Consider the following 11,313-nt stretch of genomic DNA (forward strand, 5'->3'; position numbering starts at 1 on the left):
TTTACCATTTATCTCTTTCTTCTCGCTGTAGCTTCTCCAATTTTTCAAAATCCCATTGCCTTTGTGGATAATTGATAAATCGGTTTTGCTTGGGTTGCGTTGTTACAGCCTTTGGCTCTCCGGTCTTTACCGTCTTTTTTGCTGCAAAAGCCCGATCCAAAGTCTCTATATCAGCAGGCGTTTTCACTCCCGCATCTTTCCATTTTCTTAAAATGCTGTCTGCATATGCAAAACTCACTTTGCCAGTCTGCATTACCGTTCTCTCGCATGCCATCTTAATGACATCAATGGATATCTCATACTCTCTCAGCCATTTTTTCATATAGGCCTCTTCGCCCTCCACAGGCATTCTGCCACTTTGCCCAAAAGCACGCATGATAGTATGAAAGCTTGTTTTTCTCATTTCTATGTATTCCACAGCCTTGTCCACAGTTTGGATACCTTCTTCTGCCCAAGCCATAGCTACTTTTTCCACATAACGCATCCCCTTAAATCCATCGGAAACGCAGTAGGAAAGCAATACTTCGATCAAATCTATAGAGAAACCCAGCCAATCATACAAACCAAAAATCATACTGATATCCTGCTGAGTTAATGGCTTACCCAGTTTGCGCTGAGCTGTCTGTAATAAGGCTTTCATTTCACCATGCTTCATATATTCGGATAGCTCTGCCACACTGTATTCGGGCTTTTGCTCCATAAACACCCGTGTTTGAACAGCTTCTATTGGCTTTGTTCGTTCCCGGTCGTGCCAGTATTGCCATGCTCGAACCACATCACTTTCCAAAACATTCAGCCTTTGTGCAATGGTTGCTGCATTGACACCCTCCAAGGCTTTTGTCATCAGATAGATAGAGACATACAACGGGGGCGCCAAAGGCAGTTCTTTTTCAATAAATTCATTTGAGAGTGAAACTTCCCGTGACATACGGCAGCCTCCTTTCCATTCTGATATTTTCGTACCTTTTAGTATAACATAGCTTATAGATTAAGAAAAGACTGCCACCGACAAAATATGTCCATGGACAGCCTTTTTTTATTTACTCTTATGTTTTATATGAACATTAAAATAATAAATGATAAAGCTTAACAAAATCACGGTGAGTAATACAACTACAATCACGCCGGAATCTTTAAAGGAAATAAAAATAGCCAAGCAACCTAAACAAAAGCTGATTGCATATAAAATCAATACTGCCTGTTTTTGAGAAAACCCACGGTCAATCAGCCGATGATGCAAATGCCCTCGATCAGGCTGCATAATAGGCTGATGCTTTGCCATTCTGCGAAGCATGGCAAAAATTGTATCAAATACCGGCAGCCCAAGGCATAGCACGCTGACACTCACTGCCAAAAGAGCATATCCTTTAAACACACCAAGAATACTGGTTACCGATAAAACAAACCCAAGAAACGTGGAACCTGTATCGCCCATAAAAATTTCCGCCGGATTAAAGTTTCTGGGCAAAAATCCAAGGCAAGCACCAGCAAGAGCTGCAGTTAAAACCACCGCCGTATTGCTTCCTGTCATAATGCAAAGAACCATAAGGCTTAATGCTGCAATAGAGGAAACCCCTGCCGCCAGACCATCCAAGCCATCAATTAAATTCACCGCATTGGTTACCCCCACAATCCAAACAAGGGTTATAGGAATACTGAATTTCTGCAAAGCCGCAGTTACAGGCCAAAGCACCACATTGATTTGTATTCCGGAAAAAATGACAATCAGTGCCGCAACAATCTGCACGCAGAATTTTAGCTTTGCCGGTAGATTTTTCATATCATCCAAAACACCCAAAGCCGCAATCAAAAGTGCTCCGCTCAAAAAGCCCACAAACTGTTTGGTGCTCATCCCCTTGTCAAAAAAGAATATCATCAAAACGGTCACGGTAAAGCCCAACACAATGGCCACACCGCCCATTCTGGGCATTGGTTTTTTATGAACACCTCTGTCCTTTGGATAATCGATGGCGCCGCATTTTATGGAAATCCACTTAGCAAATGGGGTCGCTACCAATGTAATTGCAAAGGCACTAGCAAAAGCCGCTATATATAATAACCAATTATGTTGCATTCAAAAATCCTCTCCTAACAGTTGGAAGAAACTCCCTATACAGGAAAATGGGGATAATCATGTCTCAGTCTGCAAGCAGTTCTCGCCTCCTAAAAAAGGAGGCGTGTATGAATATCCCCTTAACTTATACTATTTATTTTGTTCCAAATATTCTGTCGCCTGCATCACCTAAGCCGGGAACAATATATCCATGATCATTCAACATGTCATCATACGCTGCCGCATAAATATCAACATCAGGGTGAGTCTCCTGAATTTTCTTAACACCGTCGGGAGCAGCAAGAATGCAGAGCATAACAATATTTTTAACGCCCCTGTCCTTCAAAAATCCAATTGCCGCCTCTGCAGTTCCGCCTGTTGCCAGCATAGGATCAGTTAAGAACACAATTCTCTCTTCAATGTCGCTAGGAAGCTTGCAGTAGTATTCCACAGGGTTTAATGTCACTGGGTCACGATACAAACCAATGTGTCCAATTTTTGCAGTAGGCATCAAATTGATAAGCCCGTCTGTCATACCAATTCCTGCTCTTAAAATGGGTACGATTGCCAATTTTGCATCAATCACACGACATTGTGCCATAGCCACAGGTGTTTCCACCTCAATATCTACCAAAGGCAACTCTCTTGTCGCTTCGTAGCATAAAAGCATTGCTACTTCTCCGATAATTTCACGGAATTCCTTTGAACCGGTTTCTTTGTTTCTCAGCATTGCCATCTTGCTTTGAATCATGGGGTGTTCAGATACGAACAGTTTACTCATTTTCGTTCCTTCTTTCTTGTCATTCTCTTCAGTCTTCAATTTGTTTAATTCTTCTTATATGACGTTCATCATTGGAAAAAGGCGTTTCCAAAAAAGCCTTCACAATTTCCAGAGCAAGACCCGCGCCAGTAACGCGAGCGCCCATAGCAAGAATATTAGCATCATTATGCTCTCTTGTTGCCTTTGCAGAAAAAACATCTCCGCAAAGAGCAGCTCGAATTCCTTTTACTTTGTTTGCGGCAATCGAAATACCAATTCCCGTTCCACAAATTAAAATACCTTGTTCACACTCGCCATCGGCAACCGCATGGGCCACCAGCTTGCCAAACTCAGGATAGTCAACGGATTCCTCAGAAAAGGTACCGAAATTCTTATAAGGAATTTTGTTATCTTCCAAATATCTTATTACTTCTGCCATTAACGGAAATCCGCCATGGTCACAACCTAATGCTAACATCTGCTCACTCCCTATTTTCTTATTCTGCGTCAATTCGGCTGTAGCCTGCCGCTTTATTCAACCGGTTCATAATGGCCAAGCCTTCGCCCTCTTCAGGAAACACCTCGGAATAAACCGTATCTACTCCAAGAAAATCAAATTTTCGTAAAACCTTAAATAGGTTTGCACCAATCTCTTCTGGCTTCTCTCGCTTTCCAAGAGACAGCACCACATCTGCCTGATAGAATTCTCTTGTTTCCTCTGTAGCCATAACCCCAGTCTTTTTACCCTGGGCGCTATCAATTGCACAAAGCTGATTGACCTTTCGTATCACAGCATCTACCGCTCCTTTTACTAAGGTCACCTTTGCCACTGGGGAATAATGTGTATATTTCATACCAGGGGCTTTGGGGCGTAAATCATCCGAAGGTTTTGATAAAATGGCAGGGTCGATGAGAACCTTATCCACCACAGCCTCCATCATTTCCTTTGTGATGGCACCGGGGCGTAAAATAATAGGAACCTCTCCCGTTACATCAACAATGGTAGACTCAAGACCCCACTCAGCTGCACCACCATCCACAATCATATCAATTTTACCCGATAAATCAAAGACCACATGTGACGCCCTTGTAGGACTGGGTTTCCCCGAAGAATTTGCGCTGGGCCCAGCAATAGGCAGGCCCGATGCACGAATGATTGCGATGGCCACAGGGTGAGATGGGAAACGTACCGCAACGGTATCCAAGCCGCCGGTGGTGGTCAAAGGGACAATGTCGGATTTTGGAAAAATCATGGTTAGTGGCCCTGGCCAAAATGCATCCATCAGCTTTTGCGCCCCTTGGGGAATTTCCCGCACAATGGGACGCAACTCACTGATTTGGGAAATATGCAAAATCAAGGGGTTGTCCGATGGACGCCCCTTGGCAAAATATATTTTTTTACAAGCCTCGCTATTCAGCCCATTTCCACCCAAACCATAAACCGTTTCCGTAGGAAAGGCTACAAGTCCGCCTTCCTTCAAAACACGGGCAGCCTCTTCAACTAGCTCTGCCTCTGGGTTTTCTGTGCTGATTTTAATCAGTCTTGTTTCCATTTTTATTGGTTCGCCCCACAGCATTTTTTGTATTTTTTGCCGCTTCCACAAGGGCAGGGATCGTTGCGTCCGATTTTTTCTCCTTTAATTACTGTACGAGAATTTTTCTGTTCCAGCATCATTCTCTTACGTGTCTCACTATCAAAAAGTCCGTTCCATTGTGGCAGATTATAAAGGTGCTCTGCCTTATATTCTACCATTTTCTTGTAAAGCTTTTCAAAATCAATCTGTAAAGAAATCTGAGAATCTTCTGACAATTCTTCCATTTCATATTTTTCAGGCAGGGCTTCGTTAATGCCATCCACAAAAGCTACAATCTCTTCTGTGCTCATATTGAAACGAGCCGCCAAATCTTTAACGGTTCCTTCTAAGGATTTTACCTTTTCACCGATAATATATTCATAAATACGCTGTTCTTTTGGCAAATAACTATCCCAAATCGCATCCACACTTCTGCCCTCTTGAGAAAATGCCTTTTCCATCCAGCTTTCATATAAACTCATTTTTTTCTCTCTCCTTTAATTCTATATCTTTATCGAGAAATACATTATAAAAAACAATTCACACGCTGTTTTCATCAACGAAAGAGAACTATTTTGTTACAGATTTCTCCACTCTTTGCAATGATAATATAATTTTTGTCTGATTGCAACAAAAAATCAAAATTACCTGAATAATCCGTAAAAAAGAGAGCCGATTTTTTCGGCTCCCCTCTTTTCTTATACAATCATACGCTGAAGCATTGTATCTTCTCTTGCCACCACATGCAGCATAACGTCCTCGGGGATGATATCAATAATGCGATCCCACTCACCAAGAGCTTTTTCCTGCTTTGTTGTAGGTCCCTCGCCTAAAATCACACGGGTAATTTCCTCTTTTTCCACAAATCTGCCCACATATCCAGCCACATCGTTATCACACTGAACATGGATGCAGGCACCCAATCTGCTGCCGTAATCTATCATTTCTTGTAACCGCTTTAAAGTATCCAGTCCATCAAAAACACTGTTTCCCTTTTGCACATGCAAAATATGTAACTCTCCATCGTTTGCCAGCGACATGGAAAACCCATAGTCAATCAATCTTAAGGCATTCTTTTGTGCGGTAACCAGTACCAATACCTTTTCTTTTTTTTCTGAATTCATTTTCGGAACTCCTCCTTTATAAATAGAGTATTTCCCCCTTACATGTTTCATTCTAACAGAAAAATCTTAGAAAACGGCTATTTTTTGTTTAAGATTTTCTTACAATTCCACCTCTGTTTTCAATGCTTCCCCAACAAAATCTCGAAATAACGGATGGGGTCTATTGGGTCTTGATTTAAACTCAGGATGGAACTGCACCCCAACAAACCAGCGGTTATTTTGGTTTTCTACCATTTCCACCAATCTTCCATCAGGAGAAAGCCCTGTGATGGTAAGCCCTGCATTGGTCAATGCTTCCCGATAGTTGTTGTTAAATTCAAAGCGATGACGGTGTCTTTCCCAGATAACTGCCTCACCATATGCCTTTCTGGCAAAAGAATTTTCCGCAATATGGCACTCATAAGCACCCAAACGCATGGTTCCACCTAAATTTTTAATATCCTTTTGGTCAGGCATCCAGTGAATCACAGGGTATTCTGTCTTTTCATCTACCTCTGTGGAATCTGCCGCCTTCCACCCTAAAACATTTCTTGCAAACTCGATTACTGCGCATTGCATTCCCAAGCAAATTCCAAAGAAAGGAATATCTTTTTCCCTAGCGTAGCGTATTGCTTCCATCTTCCCCAGCAATCCTCTGTTGCCAAAGCCACCGGGAACCAAAATCCCCTGAGAGGAACCAAGAATTTCATGAGCATTTTCCTTTGTCAATTCCTCAGAGTCCACCCAGTTGATTTTCACCTTTGCCTGATGATAAATGCCTCCGTGGTGAAGTGCCTCGGCAACGGAGAGATACGCATCATGCAATTCCACATATTTCCCAACCAGAGCGATGGTAACCTCTTGCTTGGGGTTGCGTTCTTTTTCCAGCATTTCCATCCAGTCACTAAGTTCCATAGGCTTTTCTTCCATAGCAAGCTTGCGACACACAATTCTGCCTAGCCCTTCATCCCGTAACATCAAAGGCAATTCGTAAAGGCTGTCAGCATCTAAATTTTCAATAATGCAATCCTCATCCACATTACAGAATAGGGCTAACTTGTCCTTCATATCCTGACTAATGGGACGCTCTGTACGACAAACAATAATATCCGGCTGAATTCCAATGGAAAGAAGCTCCTTAACGGAATGCTGTGTAGGTTTTGTTTTCATTTCCTTTCCCTTTGTTAAATAGGGAATCAAAGTAACGTGAATATAAAGACAGTTTTCCCGTCCCAATTCTCTGCCAACTTGTCGAATAGCCTCCAAAAATGGTGTGCTTTCCATGTCCCCTACAGTTCCGCCAATTTCAGTAATTACCACATCGGCACCCTCGCCTGCGGCATAAACGCGGCCCTTGATTTCATTGGTAATATGGGGAATCATCTGCACTGTTGCGCCTAAATATTCTCCTTTTCTTTCTTTTTGCAAAACGGACCAATAAATTTTCCCTGTAGTAATGTTGTTTGTCACCTTTAAATTCTCGTCAATGAATCTTTCATAATGACCCAAATCCAAATCCGTTTCTCCACCATCCTCAGTAACAAAAACCTCTCCATGCTGATATGGGCTCATGGTTCCCGGATCCACATTGATATATGGGTCAAATTTTTGAATCCGTACACGGTATCCCATGGATTTTAAAAGTCTTCCTAGGGATGCCGCCGTAATTCCTTTGCCTAACCCAGAAACCACACCGCCTGTCACAAACACATACTTCGTTTCCATCTTCTCTCTCCTTCTTTTGTATCATCCTAATCCCACGGAGCCGAAAACCCCTTTTCCAATTGATTCATGTCCCACCCTTTACCAGGTGGCCAAAATTACCTAAACAGAAGCAAGCTTCTGCTTTTGATTCCTTTTTCCAAAATGCTCCAATAAAAAGAGAGACTGCAAGCCCGGTTTTATCCCATCTCGCAGTCTCCATTGACTCCAACTTTTATTCTGTTACATTACCCGTATCTGAAGTCTTGTCAGATTCCTGGCTAGCTTCTATTTTCACTACAGGCAATCCGTTTTCATAGGAAAAAACCGCCGTTGTTTTATCCTCTAAAACAATGCCTTGCCATATTTCCTCTGTTCCGTTTAAAAATTTCATTTCTACCTGCCAGCCATCCTCAGGCTTAGGTAACTCACCACTCAAAGACACAGGCATTTCATAATTTTGCTTCCATGCCTCTTCCTGAAGCAGATTCTCAGACCAATCATCCTTCTCATTGGGACGAATTCTCAAAATCCCCACATCCGCACCCGTTTGATTAATAAAATCAATGGTAATGCTCTCACCTTCATTGGCAGAACTTTCCTTTTTTTCACCGCAAGCTGTCAAACCCAGAGCCATGGCAATCATCATTGCCCCTAGCCACAATTTCTTTTTCATCGCTTCTTCTCCTTGCCACATAACCCATTAGCTCTGTGGTGCATATTTCATAATTTCAACCTTTTCAATTTTAATATCTTTTACGGGCTTGTTGTTTTTCGCATCTACTTCGGTGGCAGCAATCTTATCCACCACGTCCATGCCTTCAAATGCCTGCCCAAATATAGTATAAGGCTTTCCGAAAATATATTCAAGCTCAACACTACCGCCATGCTTGGTATAATAATCTAAAACAGAATCAGGGAATAGTTCATTTAACGTATAGAACTTTTCGCCAATGGTAATGCCCAATTCGTCGTTGCTATCTCTTGTTTCACGAATGGACTGAATCCCTTGCTCTGTTACCTTATCATTCTGCACAATAAAAAACTGACTTCCATTTGTATTTGGTCCTCTGTTTGCCATAGCCAATGCGCCACGGTAAAAATGGAGGTTGGGAGAAATTTCGTCTTCAAAATCCTGACCAAAACTGCTTTCTCCACCCTTCCCCGTTCCTGTAGGGTCACCACTTTGAATCATAAATCCATCAATGACACGATGAAAGATAATGCCATCATAGTAACCGGATTTTACCAGAGCCTTAAAATTTTCCACTGCCTTCGGTGCTTCTTCGGGATAAAATTGCAGCTTAATTACCCCTTCTGACGTTGTAATTACAGCAATTTCATCGCCTTCTTTTGGCAGTTCTGCTTGCAAAATTGTATCTGTTTTTTCAGAATTATTTCCGTTTTCCGTCTTTGTGGAACAGCCCGCTGCAAAAAGCATCAACGAAGCTGCAACAAGCAATGCAGCATATTTTTTCATGGCGTATCCTCCTTAAATAATCTACCATTGCGATTTACACCACAAATCACACATTTTAGCATTTTATATTTTTTCTTGACATGTGTCAATTTATTTTTCTTAATTCTTTATTAAAACTTGCGAATTTGAGACAAAACACCCATTGTTCCATCAGACAAACCGCTTTTATCCATCTTTTCAATATATTTGTACCTGTTTTCGTATAAAGTGTTGATATTTTCCACAAAAGATTCCGGTGTCATTTCCTCTTCTGGCAAAACTCTTGCAAAGCCTTGTTTCGCAAAAGAAGCGGCATTTAAAATCTGATCCCCACGGCTAGCATTTTTGGAAAGAGGAATGAGCAAGTGGGGTTTTTTCAATGCCAAAAACTCGCAAATTGAATTACTCCCTGCACGGGATACAATAACATCTGCTGCAGCAAATAAATCTGCCAAACCTGCAGAAACATACTCAAACTGCTTATATCCTTTTTGTTTCAATAAATTTTTGTCTAAATTACCCTTTCCGCAAAGATGAATGATATCGAATTTTTGTAAAAGAGCCGAAATCTCCTCCCGAAGGCACTGATTCAGCTTTACCGCCCCCAAGGAGCCACCCATCATCAAAAGTACAGGTTTCTTGCCGTCAAAACCACATGATTCAAGACCCTTTTGCCGATTTCCTTCAAACAATTCCTTGCGGATAGGTGAACCTGTATGCACACCCTTTTGCTTTGAAACATGCCCTAAAGTTTCGGGGAATGTTGTACAAATCACCTTTGCAAAGGGCATTGCAATTTTATTTGCCAATCCTGGGGTAATGTCCGACTCATGAATAATTACAGGAACCCCCTTTGCCTTTGCAGCTAAGACCACAGGAACCGCTACAAAGCCTCCCTTTGAAAATACCAAGTCGGGTTTAATTTCTTTAATTCTCCTTTTTGCCTCTGCCACGCCCTTTACCACACGAAACATATCGCTAAAATTCTGTTTTGAAAGATAACGGCGAAGCTTTCCAGTCGGAATACTGAAATATGGGATTCCTTCTGCCTCAATCAAACTGCGCTCAATCCCTTTTTCCGACCCAATATAAATAACCTCCCAACCGTCTTCTTTTAAAAACGGAATCAGCGCCAAATTCGGCGTTACATGACCTGCCGTGCCGCCACCGGTTAAAACAATCTTTTTCATGGTTTTCCCACCTCTAAATTTACCTAATTTTATTTACTTCTAGCTTATCAGAAATTCTCATTGGTATCCACACTTATTTTATGCTCTTTCAGTCAAGAAAACAAACTTTTTTGCATAAGATGATAGAAAATAGAAAAGGAGCCTGACCAATGTATCCATATAACAGAAATACACGAAATAATAACCCTTCCCTTGAAATGAAAGAACGAGGTACTGGGGGTACACCCACTGTATCAGGAACACCCACCACCCCGGGCACGCCTACTATGCAAGGTACTCCTACTATGCAAGGTACTCCTACTATGCAAGGTACACCCACTATGCAAGGCACACCTACCATGCAAGGTACTCCTACCATGCAGGGTACTCCCACTGTGCAAGGTACACCTACTATGCGAGGTACTCCTACTATGTCGGGTACTCCTACTATGCGAGGCACTCCCACTATGTCGGGTACTCCTACTATGCGGGGTACTCCTACTATGCGAGGTACTCCTACTATGTCGGGTACTCCTACTATGCGGGGCACGCCCACTATGTCTGGTAACAATGGCACAAATGGAATAAATAGTGTTCTCACAGAAAATCAAAAAGCTGCTTTAGCTGAAGATCGTCACTTGATGGAGATATTATACATGGCACAGCAGGATAGTGCCGATATGGCAGAGCGTTATGCTAATCTGATGACCGATCCAAATATGGCAACGTCAGTCAATGTATTAAAAACAATGTATTTGGACGAATTAAAACATATCAACCAGCTAAAAGAAGCATATTATTTGATTTCTGGTACAAGGGACACCAATGAGATAAACGGTACCAAGCCAGACACGGTGGGTCAAGAGCTGTTGGAGGATACTCTCCTTTTAGAAATTGATAACGGCGATTTTTACCGTTCTTTATTTTTAACCATGCCCAGCCAAGACTTAAGAGATATTTTCTTTGAAATCTCCGCAGATAAGATGAGTCACGGCAACGCATTAAGCTATTTGTTTGCAAAATATTATGCTTGATAATGCTGTGCAAGGCTATCCTTTCGTGCTATACTGAAAAGAAAACCCGAAAGGATGGACAGCTATGAGCGACTGTATTTTTTGTAAAATCTTAAACGGTGATATTCCGTCTGCCACCATATATGAAGACGAGGAATTTAAAGCAATATTAGATCGGTTTCCTGCAAACCAGGGGCATGTATTAATATTGCCCAAGGAACATTCTGCAAATATTTTTGAAATCGACCCTCAGTTAGCTGGTCGCCTTTTTACCCTTGCCACAAAAATCGCAAGAGAAATGAAACATATCTTAGGTTTTGAGCATATGAATGTTATGCAGAATAATGGCACCGTTGCAGGTCAAACGGTATATCATTTCCATCTGCATTTGATTCCTCGCTATGAAAACGACGGAATTACCATTGCTTATCAGCCCATGGATTTGACAGATGAACAAATATCTGACATGCGCAAAAAGCTG

13 protein-coding genes are annotated in these 11,313 nt (G+C 41.8%); 2 read left to right on the forward strand and 11 right to left on the reverse strand.

The annotated features are described in order from the left end of the window. Window position 1: 1 nt before the first annotated feature. From RTK36_RS00585 to RTK36_RS00635, 11 genes are all read right to left on the reverse strand, one after another. Entirely contained in the window at window positions 2–928 is a 927-nt protein-coding gene (locus tag RTK36_RS00585) for a DnaD domain protein (protein ID WP_312043255.1), read from the reverse strand. 108 nt (window positions 929–1,036) lie between these two features. Continuing rightward, on the reverse strand, window positions 1,037–2,074 hold the full coding sequence (locus tag RTK36_RS00590; protein WP_312043257.1) for an MraY family glycosyltransferase: 1,038 nt from the start codon (window positions 2,072–2,074) through the stop codon (window positions 1,037–1,039). Window positions 2,075–2,207: 133 nt separating this feature from the next. Continuing rightward, window positions 2,208–2,834, reverse strand: coding sequence for a uracil phosphoribosyltransferase (gene upp, locus RTK36_RS00595; protein WP_312043259.1), 627 nt, complete (start codon window positions 2,832–2,834; stop codon window positions 2,208–2,210). Window positions 2,835–2,862: 28 nt separating this feature from the next. After that, window positions 2,863–3,291, reverse strand: a complete 429-nt coding sequence (gene rpiB / locus RTK36_RS00600; RefSeq protein ID WP_312043261.1) for a ribose 5-phosphate isomerase B — start codon at window positions 3,289–3,291, stop codon at window positions 2,863–2,865. 19 nt (window positions 3,292–3,310) lie between these two features. Then, entirely contained in the window at window positions 3,311–4,366 is a 1,056-nt protein-coding gene (locus RTK36_RS00605) for an L-threonylcarbamoyladenylate synthase (protein WP_312043263.1), read from the reverse strand. A gap of 2 nt (window positions 4,367–4,368) precedes the next feature. After that, window positions 4,369–4,869 carry an SEC-C metal-binding domain-containing protein gene (locus RTK36_RS00610; RefSeq protein ID WP_312043266.1) on the reverse strand — a complete coding sequence of 167 codons (501 nt, stop codon included), beginning with the start codon at window positions 4,867–4,869 and terminating at the stop codon, window positions 4,369–4,371. A 216-nt stretch (window positions 4,870–5,085) separates the two neighbouring features. After that, window positions 5,086–5,511 (reverse strand): hypothetical protein, encoded by a 426-nt coding sequence (locus RTK36_RS00615; protein WP_312043268.1) that lies wholly within the window; start codon window positions 5,509–5,511, stop codon window positions 5,086–5,088. A 99-nt stretch (window positions 5,512–5,610) separates the two neighbouring features. Then, window positions 5,611–7,215 carry a CTP synthase gene (locus RTK36_RS00620; RefSeq protein WP_312043270.1) on the reverse strand — a complete coding sequence of 535 codons (1,605 nt, stop codon included), beginning with the start codon at window positions 7,213–7,215 and terminating at the stop codon, window positions 5,611–5,613. Window positions 7,216–7,426: 211 nt separating this feature from the next. Beyond that, window positions 7,427–7,867, reverse strand: coding sequence for a hypothetical protein (locus RTK36_RS00625; RefSeq protein WP_312043273.1), 441 nt, complete (start codon window positions 7,865–7,867; stop codon window positions 7,427–7,429). A gap of 27 nt (window positions 7,868–7,894) precedes the next feature. After that, window positions 7,895–8,671 (reverse strand): peptidylprolyl isomerase, encoded by a 777-nt coding sequence (locus tag RTK36_RS00630; protein ID WP_312043275.1) that lies wholly within the window; start codon window positions 8,669–8,671, stop codon window positions 7,895–7,897. A 110-nt stretch (window positions 8,672–8,781) separates the two neighbouring features. After that, a complete protein-coding gene (locus RTK36_RS00635; RefSeq protein ID WP_312043277.1) occupies window positions 8,782–9,840 on the reverse strand; it encodes an undecaprenyldiphospho-muramoylpentapeptide beta-N-acetylglucosaminyltransferase in 1,059 nt (352 codons plus the stop codon). A 149-nt stretch (window positions 9,841–9,989) separates the two neighbouring features. Here RTK36_RS00635 and RTK36_RS00640 point away from each other — a divergent pair, with 149 nt between their 5' ends. Continuing rightward, a complete protein-coding gene (locus RTK36_RS00640) occupies window positions 9,990–10,853 on the forward strand; it encodes a hypothetical protein (protein ID WP_312043279.1) in 864 nt (287 codons plus the stop codon). A 64-nt stretch (window positions 10,854–10,917) separates the two neighbouring features. Further along, window positions 10,918–11,313, forward strand: a 396-nt coding sequence (locus tag RTK36_RS00645) for an HIT family protein (protein WP_312043281.1), incomplete at its 3' end; no start/stop codon positions are given.

The organism is Anaerotignum sp., from assembly GCF_031981185.1.
Taxonomy (GTDB): domain Bacteria; phylum Bacillota; class Clostridia; order Lachnospirales; family Anaerotignaceae; genus Chakrabartyella.